The 15134-nt window shown below is 78.0% G+C and carries 15 protein-coding genes and 1 riboswitch; of the genes, 1 reads left to right on the forward strand and 14 read right to left on the reverse strand.

Going from position 1 to position 15134, the window contains the following annotated elements; all coding sequences use genetic code 11:
- Window position 1 precedes the first annotated feature (1 nt).
- Both FB586_RS14350 and FB586_RS14355 read right to left on the reverse strand, forming a co-directional pair.
- A complete protein-coding gene (locus FB586_RS14350; RefSeq protein WP_136520002.1) occupies window positions 2-1027 on the reverse strand; it encodes a helix-turn-helix transcriptional regulator in 1026 nt (341 codons plus the stop codon).
- Window positions 1020-2078, reverse strand: coding sequence for a helix-turn-helix transcriptional regulator (locus FB586_RS14355; RefSeq protein ID WP_136520003.1), 1059 nt, complete (start codon window positions 2076-2078; stop codon window positions 1020-1022). The genes FB586_RS14350 and FB586_RS14355 overlap by 8 nt, the downstream gene beginning before the upstream one ends.
- A gap of 98 nt (window positions 2079-2176) precedes the next feature.
- On the opposite strand from FB586_RS14355, the gene FB586_RS14360 reads away from it, so the two are divergent.
- Window positions 2177-3331 carry a DUF3866 family protein gene (locus FB586_RS14360; protein ID WP_136520004.1) on the forward strand — a complete coding sequence of 385 codons (1155 nt, stop codon included), beginning with the start codon at window positions 2177-2179 and terminating at the stop codon, window positions 3329-3331.
- A 21-nt stretch (window positions 3332-3352) separates the two neighbouring features.
- On the opposite strand, the gene FB586_RS14365 is transcribed toward FB586_RS14360, so the two are convergent.
- The 12 genes from FB586_RS14365 to FB586_RS14420 all read right to left on the reverse strand — a co-directional run bounded on the left by FB586_RS14365 (window position 3353) and on the right by FB586_RS14420 (window position 15090).
- Window positions 3353-3817 carry a PH domain-containing protein gene (locus tag FB586_RS14365; RefSeq protein ID WP_246036777.1) on the reverse strand — a complete coding sequence of 155 codons (465 nt, stop codon included), beginning with the start codon at window positions 3815-3817 and terminating at the stop codon, window positions 3353-3355.
- A gap of 2 nt (window positions 3818-3819) precedes the next feature.
- Window positions 3820-4668: an ATP phosphoribosyltransferase gene (gene hisG, locus FB586_RS14370; protein ID WP_136520005.1), complete on the reverse strand. Its 849-nt coding sequence runs from the start codon at window positions 4666-4668 to the stop codon at window positions 3820-3822.
- Between the two features lie 74 nt (window positions 4669-4742).
- Window positions 4743-5006 carry a phosphoribosyl-ATP diphosphatase gene (locus FB586_RS14375; protein WP_136520006.1) on the reverse strand — a complete coding sequence of 88 codons (264 nt, stop codon included), beginning with the start codon at window positions 5004-5006 and terminating at the stop codon, window positions 4743-4745.
- An 11-nt stretch (window positions 5007-5017) separates the two neighbouring features.
- On the reverse strand, window positions 5018-5728 hold the full coding sequence (pnuC, locus tag FB586_RS14380; protein ID WP_136520007.1) for a nicotinamide riboside transporter PnuC: 711 nt from the start codon (window positions 5726-5728) through the stop codon (window positions 5018-5020).
- Entirely contained in the window at window positions 5725-6195 is a 471-nt protein-coding gene (gene ribH / locus FB586_RS14385; RefSeq protein ID WP_136520008.1) for a 6,7-dimethyl-8-ribityllumazine synthase, read from the reverse strand. Before ribH ends, pnuC begins: the two co-directional genes overlap by 4 nt.
- A complete protein-coding gene (ribA, locus tag FB586_RS14390; protein ID WP_222928367.1) occupies window positions 6192-7550 on the reverse strand; it encodes a GTP cyclohydrolase II in 1359 nt (452 codons plus the stop codon). The genes ribH and ribA overlap by 4 nt, the downstream gene beginning before the upstream one ends.
- Window positions 7547-8188 carry a riboflavin synthase gene (locus FB586_RS14395; protein WP_136520009.1) on the reverse strand — a complete coding sequence of 214 codons (642 nt, stop codon included), beginning with the start codon at window positions 8186-8188 and terminating at the stop codon, window positions 7547-7549. The genes ribA and FB586_RS14395 overlap by 4 nt, the downstream gene beginning before the upstream one ends.
- Window positions 8188-9327, reverse strand: a complete 1140-nt coding sequence (gene ribD, locus FB586_RS14400) for a bifunctional diaminohydroxyphosphoribosylaminopyrimidine deaminase/5-amino-6-(5-phosphoribosylamino)uracil reductase RibD (protein WP_136520010.1) — start codon at window positions 9325-9327, stop codon at window positions 8188-8190. The genes FB586_RS14395 and ribD overlap by 1 nt, the downstream gene beginning before the upstream one ends.
- A 90-nt stretch (window positions 9328-9417) precedes the next feature.
- A riboswitch (FMN riboswitch) is annotated at window positions 9418-9547 on the reverse strand.
- 82 nt (window positions 9548-9629) lie between these two features.
- Entirely contained in the window at window positions 9630-10301 is a 672-nt protein-coding gene (rpe, locus tag FB586_RS14405) for a ribulose-phosphate 3-epimerase (protein ID WP_136520011.1), read from the reverse strand.
- A 62-nt stretch (window positions 10302-10363) separates the two neighbouring features.
- Complete coding sequence (locus FB586_RS14410; protein WP_136520012.1) at window positions 10364-11956, reverse strand: RsmB/NOP family class I SAM-dependent RNA methyltransferase; 1593 nt, start codon at window positions 11954-11956, stop codon at window positions 10364-10366.
- Window positions 11953-12924, reverse strand: a complete 972-nt coding sequence (gene fmt / locus FB586_RS14415) for a methionyl-tRNA formyltransferase (RefSeq protein WP_136520013.1) — start codon at window positions 12922-12924, stop codon at window positions 11953-11955. The genes FB586_RS14410 and fmt overlap by 4 nt, the downstream gene beginning before the upstream one ends.
- A gap of 87 nt (window positions 12925-13011) precedes the next feature.
- On the reverse strand, window positions 13012-15090 hold the full coding sequence (locus tag FB586_RS14420) for a primosomal protein N' (protein ID WP_246036778.1): 2079 nt from the start codon (window positions 15088-15090) through the stop codon (window positions 13012-13014).
- Window positions 15091-15134 lie beyond the last annotated feature (44 nt).

Consider the following 15134-nt stretch of genomic DNA (forward strand, 5'->3'; position numbering starts at 1 on the left):
CTCAGGCCTCCTCGGCGGTCTTCGTGGACGCGGCGGCGTCGACGGCGGGCGCGTCGACGGGCGACGGTCCCAGGAGCGGGGCGTACGCCGCCAGCGCGGCGCGCGCGGCGTCGGCGACCTCGCGGGCGACGTGCGGCGGACGGACGGCACGGACCTCGTCCGCGGCCTGGAGCAGCAGGTGCCGCAGCCACGCGGGCTGCACGACGCGCAGGTCGACCTCGAACGAGCCGTCGGCGAGCTCACGCGTCGCCTCGACGGGGACCGACTCGACCACCCACCGTGCGCGCCCGGCGAGCCGCACCGTCACGAGCTCGGCGCTCGGGTCCGGGGAGAACTCGTCGGCGTCCGGCGACAGGGTGTGCGCCGTCGCGGGCGCGTCGAGGACGGTCGCGGCGACGATGCGGTCCATGCGGAACCGCCGCTCGGCGTCGGCCTCGAGCGACCAGGCGATGAGGTAGGACTGCTCGTCCTGCGTGACCAGGCGCAGCGGGTCGACCTCGCGCTCGCTCGTCACGTCCGACGCGTCGACGTACCGCAGCAGCAGGCGGCGGCGCTCCGCCAGCGCGGCGCCGACCGCCGCGACCACCTCGGGCCGCGCGTTGACCTGGAGCTCGACGTCCACGCCGGCGGCGGCGTCGCCGGCCGCCCCCTGGACCTTCGCGAGCGCGGAGTCGAGGACCGCGGCCCGCTCGGGGTCGAGCGCGGGGCGCAGCGCCGCGAGCGCCCGCAGCGCGGCGACCAGCGCGACCGCCTCGCGCGGTCCGAGCCGCAGCGGCCGCGTGACGCCGCGGCCCTCCGTCAGGCGCACGACGCCCTGCTCGTAGGACGCCGCGTCGAAGTCGATGAGGTCGTCCGGCAGGTAGCCGGGCGTCCCCGTCACCCACAGCGTGTCGACGTCGGCCATGACCTGCTCCGGCGTCACGCCGAACTGCGCGGCCACGTCCTCGACACGCACGTCCTCGTGCCGCTGCAGGTACGCGATCATGCCCAGCATCCGCACGAGGCGGTCGCTCGCGCGCTCAGGCACCGCGCACCTCCTGCGTCGTCGACGGGGCGGGGTCCGCCGCGTCACGGCCGGGGGCGTCCAGGCGCGCCGCGACGCGCAGCAGCCGCACGACCTCGTCGCGCACGTCCGCCGGCTCGAGGACGACGACCGCGTCCCCGTACCCGACGAGCTCCTCGGCGAGCTCCCATGCGAGCCGGAAGGGCACGGCCACGAGGTCCCGACCCGCCAGGACCGCGTCCGCCCCCGCCGGCAGCGCGGCGTCCGGCGGCGCCTGCGTGGAGCGTGCCCGGACCGCGCCGGCGCGGTCCGGCGTGACGGCGAGCAGCGCGAGCCGCTCCGGGCCGTCGCCTGCCCACATGTGGGAGGCCTCCGCGAGCTCCTCCGGGGTCGGGGGCGCGAACGCACCCGGCTCCCCCACCGCGCGGACCGTCCCGCGGATGCGGCTCAGCCGGAACGAGCGGCTGGCGCCGCGGTCCCGGTCGCGCGCGAGCAGCACCCAGCCGCCGCGGCGGGCCAGGAGCTTCCACGGCTCGACGTGCCGCACCCGCACCTCCCCCGTCGTCGCGGCGTGGTAGGTGAACCGCACCGCCTGCCGGGCCTGCACGGCGTCGACGAGTGGCGCGAACGCGTCCCCGCCGGCGCGCACCCGGGGCGCCAGGCCGGCGACGAGGTCGCCGGCCTCCGGTCCGCTGCCGACCGCGCGCAGCTTGGTGAGCGCGCGCGAGCTGTCGGCGCGCAGGGACTGGTCCTGCCAGAGCTGGGCCGCCAGAGCCAGTACCCCCAGCTCCGCGGCGGTGAGCTCGACGGGCGGCAGCGACCACCGCTCGGTGTCGATGCGGTAGCCCACGTCGTCGCCGTGGCCCGCGTGGGTGACCGTGAGCACGGGGATGCCGAGCTCGCGCAGCGTGTCCTTGTCGCGCTCGAACATCCGCTCGAACGCCTCGGTCGACGTCGCGTCCTGGTACCCCGCGACGGACGCGCGCACCTGCTCCTTCGTCATGCGCCCGGGCGTGTTGACCAGGGCGATGACGAGGTTGAGCAGGCGCTCGGCGGGTGGGATCGCGGGGGGCATCGGGACCACCGTAGTCGGCAGGGGGCCGCATCGCGGGCGCGCGCGCCGCCGGGCCCGCGCGGACGGGCGACGCACCCCCCACCGGTACCGTGGCCCGCGTGATCGCGTGGCGTGCGGGGGTCGTGACGGAGTGCGGTGCCCGGTGGGACGGGGCGCTCGAGGCGCAGGTCGCGCTGGAGGGCGAGGACCGCACCGTGCGGGCCCTCGCCTACCCGGCTCTGGTCGGCACGCTGGAGCCCGGGGCGCGTGTCCTGCTCAACGTGACCGCCCAGGTGCGTGGCCTCGGCACCGGCGGCTACGCGCTCGTCGTGGCGCGCACCGACGCGCTGCCCGCGGACCCGCCCCCGGGGCCGGGCCACCTCGTCAAGGCCCGCTACACCCCGCTGCAGGCGATGGTGCTGGGCGTCGACGACCAGGAGTCGCCGCACCACGAGACGCTGCGCGACGCGGACGACCTGGGCGGCATGCCGGTCGTCGTGGCGGACCTGCACTCGGCGCTGCCGGCGGTGCTCGCCGGTGCACGCGCCGAGGCCGAGCGCCGTGGCCGCTCGCTGCGCGTCGCGTACGTCATGACCGACGGCGGCGCGCTGCCCGCGTGGTTCTCGCGCGCGGTCGCCGGGCTGCGGGACGCCGGCTGGGTGGACGCGTGCGTGACGACGGGCCAGGCGTTCGGCGGCGACCTCGAGGCCGTAACCGTCCACACCGGCCTCCTCGCGGCCCGGCACGTGGTCGGTGCCGACCTCGCCGTGGTCGCCCAGGGGCCGGGCAACCTCGGCACCGGCACGCGGTGGGGCTTCTCCGGCGTCGCGGCGGGTGAGGCCGTCAACGCGGCCGCGGTCCTCGGCGGTCGCGCGGTCGCGTCGCTGCGGGTGTCGGGCGCGGACGCACGCGAGCGGCACCTGGGCGTCTCCCACCACTCGCTGACCGCCTACGGCCGCGTCGCGCTCGCCGCCGCCGACGTCCCGGTGCCGGTGCTCACGGACCTGCCCGGCACGCCGCAGGACCTCGCCGCGGCGGACGACCCCGGCTCGTGGTCGGCCCTGTCGCGGCGCGTCGGCGAGCAGGCGGGCACCCTCGCGGCCCCGCACGGACGCCACCGCACGCACCCCGTGCCGGCGGACGCCCACCTGCTCGACGCCCTGCGGACGAGCCCCGTGCGGCTGTCCACCATGGGCCGTGGCCTCGACGCCGACCCCGCGGCGTTCCTCGGCGCCGCCGTCGCCGGCGTGCACGCCGTCCGGCTGCTCGGCTGACCCGTCCGGCCCCGGACCGCGTCAGTCGTCGCGCGGGGTCGCGCTGCGGCGCGCGACGAGCGTCGCCATCCGCCGCGCCTCCTGCTCGGCGAACGCCCCGTCGGCACGCTGCACGCCCATGACGGCGAGCGTGTCGCCGTCCGCGAGGTCGAGCTGCACCCAGGCCCGCCCCTGCCCGAACCGCACGGACACGATCTGGGCCCACGTGACGTGCCGCGTGAACAGCAGGTTCCGCACGAGCAGGCCCGTCTCGTCGGGCACCGCCCGCACGGACGCCTGCCGCCAGCAGAACCACGCGACGGCGAGCCCGAACAGCAGGAACCCCGCCGCGTCGAGCGGGCCGAGCCCGGGCATCGCCAGGACCAGCACGACCGTCAGGGCGAGGAACACGGCGCCGACGGTCAGCGTCACGCGCCGGGCCAGCCGCGGGCGGAACGGCGCCGCCAGCGCGGCGTCGTCCCCGGGGGGCTGCGTGCTGCCGGCCACGGTCAGATCCGGCAGGCGTGGATCGACGTGACGAGGATCGCGCGGGCCCCCACGTCGTAGAGGTCGTCCATGACGCGGTTGGTCTGGTCGCGGCGGACCATGGCGCGAACCGCGGCCCACTCGCCGTTGTGCAGCGGGGACACCGTCGGCGACTCCAGGCCCGGCGTGATCGCGACGGCCTGGTCGACGAGCCGCAGCGGCACGTCGTAGTCCATGAGCACGTACTCCCGCGCGGTGAGCACGCCCTGCAGGCGCCGCGTGAGCACGTCGAGCCCGGCGGGCTCGCTCACGTCGGACCGACGCGCCAGCACGGCCTCCGAGCGCAGGATCGGCTCGCCGAACACCTCGAGCCCCGCCGCGCGCAGCGTCGTCCCGGTCTCGACCACGTCGGCGATGACGTCCGCCACGCCGAGCCGGATCGCCGACTCCACCGCACCGTCGAGGCGCACGATGCCCGCCGGCTCGACGCCCCGCTCGCGCAGGTGCACGGCGACCAGCTCCGGGTAGGACGTGGCGATCCGCAGGCCGCCCACCTCACGCGTGTCGGTCAGCGTGCCGGCCGTCGTCGCGAACCGGAACGTGGACCGGGCGAAGCCCAGCGGCAGGTGCTCGACCGCGGCGGAACCGGAGTCGATGAGCAGGTCGCGACCCGTGATGCCGACGTCCACCGTGCCGGCACCGACGTAGACGGCCACGTCGCGCGGACGCAGGAAGAAGAACTCGACGTCGTTGTCCGGGTCGGGCAGCACGAGCTCACGGGAGTCACGGCGCTGGCGGTAGCCCGCCTCGCGCAGCATCTCGACGGCGGGCTCGCTCAGGGAGCCCTTGTTGGGGACGGCGATCCTCAGCACGGATGTCCTCGGGTGGTGCGGTCGCACCGTGGTCGGTGCGGGACGGGCGGGGGGCAGGGGCGGCGCGCGTGGCGTCAGAGGTGCGTGTACACGTCCTCGAGCGTCAGGCCGCGCGCCAGCATGAGCACCTGCAGGTGGTAGAGCAGCTGCGAGATCTCCTCGGCGGTGCGCTCGTCCGACTCGTGCTCGGCCGCCATCCACACCTCGGCGGCCTCCTCGACCACCTTCTTGCCGATGGCGTGCACACCGGCGTCCAGCTCGGCGACGGTGCCCGACCCGGCGGGGCGGGTGGTCGCCTTCTCGGCGAGCTCGGCGAACAGGGAGTCGAAGGTCTTCACGTGGGTAGAGCCTAGACGTCCCTGCCCACCGGCTCGGGCGCGTCCGCCGCGAGCGTGCCGGCGCCCCCGGACGCCGTCACCTCCTGCGGCTCCCCCGCCCGCTGCGCGCGCAGCCACACGACGAACCCGTACAGGACGACTCCCCCGTACACGGCGTAGAGGGCGGCGGACGGGTAGTAGCCGGCCTGCAGGAGCAGGGGCACCCCGACGGCGTCCACGGCGATCCACACGAGCCAGAACTCCGTCCAGCCGCGCGCCATGCCGTAGGTCGCCAGCAGGCTGCCGGTGAAGATCCAGCCGTCCGCCCAGGGGCCCCACGAGCCGAGCGCGCGGAACACCAGGGCCGAGACGACCGTGCCCACGACCGCCGCGACGAGCATCCCCCACCGCGCGCGGGCGCCAGCCGAGCGCGGCACGACGGCCGGGCCGCCGGCGCCGCGCGCCTGCCGCCAGCGCACCCAGCCGTACACCGCCACGACCGCGAAGAACACCTGCCGTGCGGCCTGCCCGTAGAGGTCCTTCGCCTGCGGCGTGTCGAACAGGCCGCCGAGGAACACCGTGAGCAGCAGCACGTTGCCGGCGACGCCGACGGGCCACGCCCACACCCGGCGGCGCATCCCGCCGATCGCGGACGCCAGGCCGAACAGGTTCCCGACGACCTCGCGCCACAGGATCGGCACGCCCGCGACGACGAGCTGCGCGTCGAAGAGCCAGTCGGTCACGCCAGCGCGCGCAGCGCGAGCACCGTCGCGACCGCCGCCTCCGCGGCCTCCGCGCCCTTGTCCTCGTGGGAGTCGGGCAGGCCGGCGCGGTCGAGCGCCTGCTGCTCGTCGTCGCACGTCAGCACGCCGAACCCGACCGGGACGCCCGTGCGCAGCGCGACCTCCGTCAGGCCCGTGGTCGCCGCCTGGCACACGTACTCGAAGTGCGGCGTGCCGCCGCGGATCACCACGCCCAGCGCGACGACGGCGTCGGCGCCGGACGCGGCCGCCCGCTGCGCGGCCACGGGCAGCTCGAACGAGCCCGGCACGCGCACGACCGTCACGTCGTCCACGTGCGCCGCCTCCAGCGCACGGCGGGCACCGGCGAGCAGGCCGTCCATGACGACGGTGTGCCAGCTCGCGGCGACGACGACGACGCGCAGGCCGCGGCCGTCCAGGGTCAGGGTGGGCGCTCCCGCACCGCTCATGCCAGCTCCTCCAGGGGGTCGAACGCGTGGTCGGTGGTGTCCGCACCGGCGGGTGCGGGGGCGGCGTGCACGGGCTCGACCGCGATCGGCACGCCCGTCGCCGCACCGGGGAGGTGCAGCAGGTGGCCCATGCTCGTCGCCTTCGTGCGCAGGTACGCCTCGTTGTGCGGGGTCAGGCCCACCTCGAGGCCGCGGACCTCGACGACCTCGACGCCGTGGGCGCGCAGGCCCGTGACCTTGGCGGGGTTGTTCGTCAGCAGGCGCACCGCGCGGACGCCGAGGTCGGTGAGGATCGCGGCCGCGGCGCCGTACTCGCGCCGGTCCGCCGGCCACCCGAGGTCGAGGTTCGCCTCGACGGTGTCCCGCCCGGCGTCCTGCAGCGCGTACGCCGCGACCTTGGCGAGCAGGCCGATCCCCCGGCCCTCGTGCCCGCGCAGGTACACCACGGCGCCGCCCTCCGCGGCGGCGAGCTCCAGCGCGGCCTCGAGCTGCGGGCCGCAGTCGCAGCGCGCGGAGCCGAATGCGTCGCCGGTCAGGCACTCGGAGTGCACGCGCACCGTCGGCACCTCGGCGAGGCCGCTCGTGGGGACGAGCGCCACGTGCTCGTCGCCCGTGCGCAGGTCGCGGTAGCCGTGGATGCGGAAGTCGCCGTGCCGCGTCGGCAGGTGCGCCGTGTGCGTCGCGTGCACGCGGGCGCTCGGCTCCGTCACCTCGGCCTCGACCGGCTCGGTGTCGCCCTGGGCGGTGCGCCACGCACGCAGGTCGGAGATGGTCAGCAGGACCAGGCCCTCCTCCTGCGCGATCCGGGAGGCCTCGGTCAGGCGCACCATCGTCCCGTCGTCGTGGACGAGCTCGGCGATCGCCCCCACGGGCTCCAGGCCCGCGAGCCGGCACAGGTCCACGGCGGCCTCGGTGTGCCCGGCGCGGTGCAGCACCCCGCCCGGCACGGCGCGCAGCGGCAGCACGTGGCCGGGCCGGATGAGGTCGTGCGGCCCGCTCGCCGGGTCGGCGAGGACGCGCAGCGTGCGCGCGCGGTCCGCCGCGGAGATGCCCGTCGTCACGCCCGTCGCCGCGTCGACCGTCACCGTGTACGCGGTGCGCCGCGGGTCCTGGCTGTGCGGGACCATGAGCGGCAGGTCGAGCGCGTCGGCGCGGGCCGCGGGCATGGGCGCGCACAGGTACCCGGACGAGTGCCGGATCGTCCACGCGACCCACTCGGGCGTCGCCGACTGCGCGGCGAGGATCACGTCCGCCTCGTCCTCGCGGTCCGGGGAGTCCGCCACGAGCACGGGACGGCCCGCGCGCAGCGCCTCGAGCGCGTCCTCGACGGTGCCGAGGCGGATGCCGGCGCTCACCGGGCCGCCCCCGTCGCCGGCAGCGCCCCCGCGGCCGTCAGCAGCCGCTCGGTGTACTTCGCGAGCACGTCGACCTCCAGGTTCACGCGCGCGCCCGGGGCCAGCGCCCCGAGCGTCGTCGCCGCGAGCGTCGTCGGGATGAGCGAGACGCCGAACGCGTCGTCGGACACGTGCGTCACCGTGAGCGACACGCCCGAGACGGTGATCGAGCCCTTCTCGGCCACGTACCGGGCGAGCGCCGGGTCGAGCCCGATCTCGACGTCGTCCCAGCGCGGCCCCGGCCGGCGCGAGCGCACGACGCCCACGCCGTCGACGTGCCCCTGCACCACGTGGCCGCCGTACCGGCCGCCGACGGCGAGCGCCCGCTCGAGGTTCACGGAGTCACCCGGGGCGAGGTCGCCCAGCGCCGTGCGACGCAGCGACTCCGGCATGACGTCGACGGCGAAGGTCCCGTCGCCGGGGAGGTCGGTGACCGTCAGGCAGACCCCCGAGACCGCGATCGAGTCGCCCAGCCCCGCGTCCGACACGGCGAGCGGGCCGCGCACGCGCAGGCGCGCGTCCCCCTCGCCGTCGGGCGTGGGCGCGCCCGGCTCCAGCGCGACGACGGTGCCGATCTCCTCGACGATCCCGGTGAACATCAGTGCTCCTCAGTGGTGGTGGGGTCGAGCAGCGGTGTGGCGACGACCAGGACGTCCGGGCCGAGCGGCACGACCTCGACGGTGCGCAGGCGGACCGCGTCGGCGATGGTGGCGACCCCCAGGTCGGCGACCGCGGCGGGACCGGCGCCCAGCAGGACGGGGGCGACGTAGGCGTGCACCTCGTCGACGAGGCCGGCGGCCAGGAAGGCGGCCGCGAGCGTGGGGCCGCCCTCCACGAGCAGGTGCCGGACCTCACGTGCGTGCAGCACGCGCAGGACCTCGGCGGGGTCGTGCGTCCGCACGTGGACGAGCTCCCCGCCCGGTCCCTGCAGGCGCGCGCCCGGGGGGACGTCGCGGTGCCCGACGACGACGCGCAGCGGCTGCCGCTCGACGAGACCGCCGTCCACGGTCCGCGCGGTGAGCGCGGGGTCGTCGGCGAGCACCGTGCCCGTGCCGACGGCGATGGCGTCGACCTCGGCGCGCAGGCCGTGGGCGTGGTGCCGGGCCGGCTCGGAGGTGATCCACCGGCTCGTGCCGTCCGCGGCGGCGACGCGACCGTCGAGCGTCGTCGCGAGCTTGAGGGTGACGAACGGGCGGGAGCGGTGGACGGCGGGCAGCCACGCGCCGAGCGCGGCGACGCCCTCCTCGGGGAGGACGCCCGTCACGACGTCGACGCCGGCGTCGCGCAGACGGCGCGCCCCGCCCGCCGCGACCGGGTTCGGGTCCTCGACCGAGACGACCACGCGCGCCACACCGGCCTCGAGCAGCGCGACGGAGCACGGCCCCGTGCGCCCGGTGTGGTCGCAGGGCTCCAGCGTCACGACCGCCGTCGCACCGCGCACGTCCGCACCGCGGGCCCGGGCGTCGGCGAGGGCGGCGACCTCCGCGTGCGCCGTGCCGGCGCCCCGGTGCCACCCCTCCCCCAGGACGGCCCCGTCCGGGCCGAGCAGCACGCAGCCCACGCGCGGGTTCGGTCCGAGGGGACCGCGCGCCGCCAGCTCGAGGGCACGACGCATGGCGGCGGTCTCGGCCGGGTGCACGGCGGGGCTCACGGGGCCGTCCGCGGCGGCGCCTGTGGGGTGCGGCACCCGGGTGCGCGGCGCGGTCGTCGCGGCAGGGCCGGCGCTCGTCCCGCTCATCTCGTCCACCTCCGTGCGCGCGGGCGCTCCGGGGTGGACGGTCGCCGCGGCGCACCGCGGACCGTCACGGCGCGCGCGGGGCGCGCCGCCACGTGTCTCCTCCCATCCGGACTGTCACCGTCGGTCCTGGAGTTCCACCAGGTCAACCGCCGGGCCCGAGGGCCCTGCGGGTCGCGGACTGTCACCGCCGGCTCGGAATTGCACCGACCCCGGAGCACGTGTGTTGCTTCTCGTACCGGCCAACGATCATGCCACAGCGGGCATTCCCGCCCGGGACGTGCCCGCGACGCGGGCGGACGGCCTCAGGCCTGCATGGGCGGGGCCTCGGCGAGCCGGCGCAGGGCCGCGATCTCCGCCGCGACGTCGTCCGCCCCGTACACCGCGGAGCCCGCGACGAACACGTTCGCACCGGCGCGGGCGATGCGGGCGATGGTCTCCCGCGACACGCCCCCGTCGACCTGCACGGAGGTCGCCAGGCCGGCGGCGTCGATCGCCTGCCGGGTCCGCCGGACCTTCGGCAGCGTGCCCTCGATGAAGGACTGCCCGCCGAACCCCGGCTCCACGGTCATCACGAGCACCATGTCCAGCTCCCCGAGCAGGTCGAGGAACGGCTCCACGGGCGTGGCCGGGCGCAGCGCGACCGCCGCGCGCACGCCGCCGGCGCGCAGCTCGCGGGCGAGTCGCACGGGCGCCTGCGTCGCCTCCGCGTGGAACGTGACGGATGCGGCCCCGGCCTCGGCGTACTGCGGCGCCCAGCGGTCCGCGTCCTCGATCATCAGGTGCACGTCGAGCGGCACGGGGCTCACCTCGGCGATGCGGCGCACGACCGGGAGCCCCAGCGTCAGGTTCGGCACGAAGTGCTGGTCCATGACGTCGACGTGCACGAAGTCGGCGGACGCGATCGCCGCCAGGTCGCGCTCGAGGTTCACGAAGTCCGCGGACAGGATGCTCGGGTTGATCTGCACGGTCGCCACCCGGCCACGCTACCGACGTCCCGCCGCGTCGCACCCGGCGCGCCGGACGGCGGGACGCCCTCTCAGCGGCGGCGCAGCAGTGACAGGTACATCGCGTCGGTGCCGTGCACGTGCGGCCACAGCTGCACGTCCGGCCGGTCGCCGCTCCGCGTCGGCGCCCAGGCCGGGGCGACGTCCGCGAGCACGGGCCCCGCGTCCACGACCTCGACCTCGGTACCCGCACGCCTCGCGGCCCGCACGGCGTCCGTCACCACGAGCCGCGTCTCCGCCAGGTGCGGCGAGCACGTGACGTACGCGACCACGCCCCCGGGGCGCACCGCGGCGATCGCCGACGCGAGCAGCTCGCGCTGCAGCGTCCCGAGCGTCGCCAGGTCCGCCGGCGTCCGCCGCCAGCGGGCCTCCGGCCGCCGGCGCAGCGCGCCCAGCCCGGTGCAGGGCGCGTCGAGCAGCACGCGGTCGTACGCGCCCGGCTCGTCGGTGCCGACGGTCCGCCCGTCCCCCGTCCGCACCTCCTCGACCGCCGGCGCCGGGACCGCCCGCAGCGACTGCGCCACCAGGCGGCTGCGGTGCGGCTGCACCTCGTTCGCGACCAGCCGCGCGCCCCGCTGCGCCGCGAGGGCGGCGAGCAGCGCCGCCTTGCCACCCGGGCCCGCGCACAGGTCCAGCCACCGCTCGTCCGGCCCGTCGAGGGGTGCCGCCGCCAGCGCGAGCGCGACGAGCTGGCTCCCCTCGTCCTGCACGCCCGCCCTGGCCTCGCGCACGGCCGGCAGCGAGCCCGGGTCACCGCCGGGCAGCACGACGGCGGTCGGCGCGTACGGCCCGGGCGCCGCGTCCTGCCCGGCCTCGGCCACCAGCTCGTCCGTGGTCGTCAGGCCCGGGCGTGCGACGAGCGTCACCCGCGGCGGGGCGTTGTCCGCCGCGAGCAGGTCCGGGACCTCGGCGGCGGCACGCCCGTCCCCGACCAGGGACTCCCGCAGCGCCCGGACCACCCAGGCGGGGTGGCTCTGCGTCACCGCCAGGCGCGCCACCTCGTCCGCCCCGGTGGGGTCGGCGGCGTCACCGATGCGGGCCAGCCAGGCGTCGACGTCGTGCTCGGCGACGCGGCGCAGGACCGCGTTCACGAACTGGGCGGCACCGGCGCCCACGCGCTCGCGCGCCAGCCCCACCGTCTCGGAGACGGCCGCGTGCGCCGGCACCCGCATGCCGAGCAGCTGGTGCGCCCCCAGGCGCAGCAGGTCCAGCACGGGCGGGTCGACCTGCTCGAGCGGACGCGACGACGCCAGCGCGAGGACCGCGTCGTACCGGCCGCGCAGGCGCAGCGTGCCGTAGGCGAGCTCGGTCGCGAACCCGGCGTCCCGCCCGGTGATGCCCCGGTCGCGCAGCAGCGGCGGCAGGACGAGGTTGGCGTAGGCCTCCGCGTCCGCGACCGCGCGCACGGCGTCGAACGCGGCCCCGCGTGCGGCGTCGCCGGCACGGGCGCGCTGCGCCGGTGCGGCGGCGCTCCGGTGACCACGGCCCTCGGCGCGTGCGGCCCCACGCTGACGCCCGCGCGCGTCCCGGCGCTCGCCGTCGCGGGCACGCCCGCCGCCCTGCCCGGGTCGCCCGCGTCCCGCGCCGCGCCCGTCGCGACGGTCGGACCCGTCGCCCGCACTCACGAGGCCGCCCCCGCCGCCCGGGCGTCCCCGCCCGTCGCCGTGCCGAGCACCGTGCCGTCGGCCGGACGCGCACCGCGCGCCCAGTCGGCGGCCGCCATCGGCCGGCGTCCCGGCGGGACCACCTCGCCCAGGCGTACGGCGCCGCCGCCCGTGCCCACGAGCACCTCGCGCTTGGTCACGCGCAGCTCGCCCGGCGCGAGGCCCTCCGCCTCGGGGACCGGCTCCACGGGGCCGAGGCCGAGCCGCGACCCGTCCGGCAGCGTCGTCCACGCGCCCGGCGCCGGGGTGCACCCGCGCACCCGCCTGTCCACCACGTGCGCGGGCTGCCACCAGCGCACGCGCGCGTCCTCCGGCCCGAGCTTCGGGGCATGGCTCACGCCGTCCGCGGGCTGCGGGACCGGGACGAGCGCGCCCTCCTCGATGCCGTCGAGCGTGCGCACCAGCAGCTCCGCCCCGGCGACCGACAGGCGGTCCAGCAGGTCCCCCGACGTGTCCCGCGGACGCACCACCTCGGTCAGCGAGCCGAACACGGGACCGGTGTCCAGGCCCGCCTCGAGGCGGAACGTCGACGCGCCCGTCACCTCGTCGCCGGCCATCACGGCGTGCTGCACGGGCGCGGCGCCGCGCCACGCGGGCAGGACCGAGAAGTGCAGGTTGACCCAGCCGTGCCGCGGCACGTCGAGCAGGTCGGGCGGCACCAGCACGCCGTACGCCACGACGGGTGCGGCGTCCACCTCGAGCGCCGCGATCTCGGCGCGCGCCTGCGGGTCGCGCAGCGTGCGCGGGGTCAGGACCGGGACGCCGCGCTCGCGGGCCACCGCCGCGACCGGGGAGGGCTGCAGCGTCCGTCCCCGTCCCACGCGGGCGTCCGGTCGGGTGAGGACCGCGACCACCTCGTGCCGGGACGCGAGCAGGGCCTCGAGGGACGGCACGGCCGGCGCGGGGCTCCCGGCGAACAGCAGACGCATGGGCTCGATCCTAGGTGCCGCCGCGGCCGTGGCCCGTGCCCGTCGACCGGACGGCGGCCCGTCGCACCGGCGCCGCGACGGTCGCGGTCAGAGGAGGTCGACCGGGTCGACCTGGACGCGCACGGTGCCGCCCTCACGCCGGGCGCTGCGGATCGCGACCGACGCCGCGACCGCCTGCGCCAGCGCCCGGCCGCCCGCGACCGGCACGCGCAGCAGCGCGCGCACCTCGGGGTCGAGCGTCGTCGGGCCGTCGGCGGGCTCGACGGGCACCGGTCCGAGCACCTCCGCCTCCGGCAGGTCGAGACGCGCGAGCACGGCGGCGACCGCGTCGCGCGTGCCCGTGACGGCGGCCACCCGCACGGCCGGGGGCAGGCGCAGCTCGGCGCGCTCGGCGAGCTCGCGCGACGCGAGCCCCGCCGGGTCCCACCGCACGAGCGCCTGCGTCGGCCGCACGAGGCCGTCGCCGACGAGCAGGACCTGCCCGCCCTCGTTCGCGGGCCGCACGAGCGACGCCGCCGCCAGCCACCGGCGCAGCGCGTCCGACTCGGCGCCGAGGCGGGTGCCGGCGCTCGCGACGGCCGCGTCCAGGAGCACCGCGGCCGCGTACCCGGACGGCGCGACGGGCTCCGCCCCGGGCGTGGCGACGACGAGGGCGGGACGGTCGGGCACCTCGGCGAGGACGCCGCCCTGCGCGCGCGCACCGGACACCCGCACCGTCACGCCCGCGAACGCACGTCCGAGCTCCTCCGCCGTCCGCTCCGAACCGACCCGCACGGACCGCAGCGCGGTCGCACCGCACTCGCCGCAGTGCCAGCCCGTGGCGAGCCGCCCGCACCAGCCGCAGGACGGCGTGCTCGCCCCGGCCGCGAGGCCCAGCGGGCCGTGGCAGGTGGCGCACCGGGCGGGGGTCCGGCACCGCCCGCAGGCGAGCACCGGCACGTACCCGGCACGGGGCGTCTGCACGAGCACGGGACCCGAGGCGAGCGCCTCCTTCAGCACGCGCCACGCCGGCCCCGGCAGGCGCGCGGCGGCCGCCGGCCCCTCCCGGGCCAGCTCGACGGAGGTGAGCGCACGCACGCGTGCCGTCGCGGTGCGGACCACCGCGCGGTCCGCGGCGACCTCCCGCGCCCACCCCGTCTCGACCAGGTGCTGCGCCTCGACGGTCCGGCCGTGGGCGCCCACCAGCAGCGCGCACCCCTCCAGCTCGGAGCGCAGGGCCAGCACCTCGCGCACGTGCGGGTACGGCGCGCGCGGCTCCGCGTGCTGGCCGTCGCCGTCGTCCCACACCACCGCGAGCCCGAGGTCCGCCACCGGGGCGAACGCCGACGCCCGCGTCCCGACGACGACGCGCGCGGTGCCCCGCAGGACCGCGAGGAAGGCCCGGTAGCGCGCCGCGGGGCCGTCCTCGGCGACGAGGCGCGCGACGGGTCCGCCGTCCGCGGTCGACCCCAGTCCCGCCTCGGCCAGCGCCGCGCACACGCGCGCGACGTCCCGGGCGTCGGGGACCACGACCAGCGCACCCCGGCCGCCCTGGAGCGCCGCGGCGACGGCCTGCGCCACCGCCCCCGCCCACCCGAGCGGACCGAGCCCGGGCAGCGCGGACCACACGGCTCGCGGCGCGCCGCCGGCCGCGACGTGACGGCAGAACGCGGCACCCCCGCGGTAGGGCGCCCACCCGACCGGGTCGAGCGCCGGCGCAGGCGGCGGGGCTGCCTCGGGGGGAGGCTCGCCCTCCACCCGCGCGTGCCGCGGCGGCACGGCGAGCCGCAGGACGTCCGCCGTCGTCCCCGCCCACCGCTCCGCGACGGCACGTGCGAGCCGGGCGACCGCGGGCGTGAGGACGGGTTCGGACGAGACGACGCGTCGCAGCGGGAGGAGCCGGCCGTCGTGCTCCGCCTCCGGTGCACGCTCCAGCAGCCAGCCGTCGACGTCCTGACCGGCGAACCGGACCTTGACGCGCACGCCGGGCCGCGTCGCGGCGTCGAGCGACTCCGGGACGAGGTACTCGAACGTGCGGTCCAGGTGCGGGGGCGCGAGGTCCACGCACACGCGCGCGACGGGCAGCGTCGCCGCGGGCCTGAGCGACGGCGGTGTACGGGGTCGCCGTGGCGCGGGCAGCCCGAGACCGGCGAGCGTCGGCTGCTCGGGGCCGTCCGGTGCGCTCACGCCCGTCATCCCATCACGCGGCGCGGACACCGCAGCCGCGGGAC

This window comes from Cellulomonas telluris (genome assembly GCF_004886325.1).
Taxonomy (GTDB): domain Bacteria; phylum Actinomycetota; class Actinomycetes; order Actinomycetales; family Cellulomonadaceae; genus Cellulomonas; species Cellulomonas telluris.

What these genes read in the sequence shown, in the direction of transcription:
- FB586_RS14395 (WP_136520009.1), bottom strand. Translation starts at nt 8,188, where the DNA reads ATGTTCACCGGGATCGTCGAGGAGATCGGCACCGTCGTCGCGCTGGAG.
- ribH (WP_136520008.1), bottom strand. Translation starts at nt 6,195, where the DNA reads ATGAGCGGTGCGGGAGCGCCCACCCTGACCCTGGACGGCCGCGGCCTG.
- FB586_RS14355 (WP_136520003.1), bottom strand. Translation starts at nt 2,078, where the DNA reads ATGCCCCCCGCGATCCCACCCGCCGAGCGCCTGCTCAACCTCGTCATC.
- fmt (WP_136520013.1), bottom strand. Translation starts at nt 12,924, where the DNA reads ATGCGTCTGCTGTTCGCCGGGAGCCCCGCGCCGGCCGTGCCGTCCCTC.
- ribD (WP_136520010.1), bottom strand. Translation starts at nt 9,327, where the DNA reads ATGAGCGGGACGAGCGCCGGCCCTGCCGCGACGACCGCGCCGCGCACC.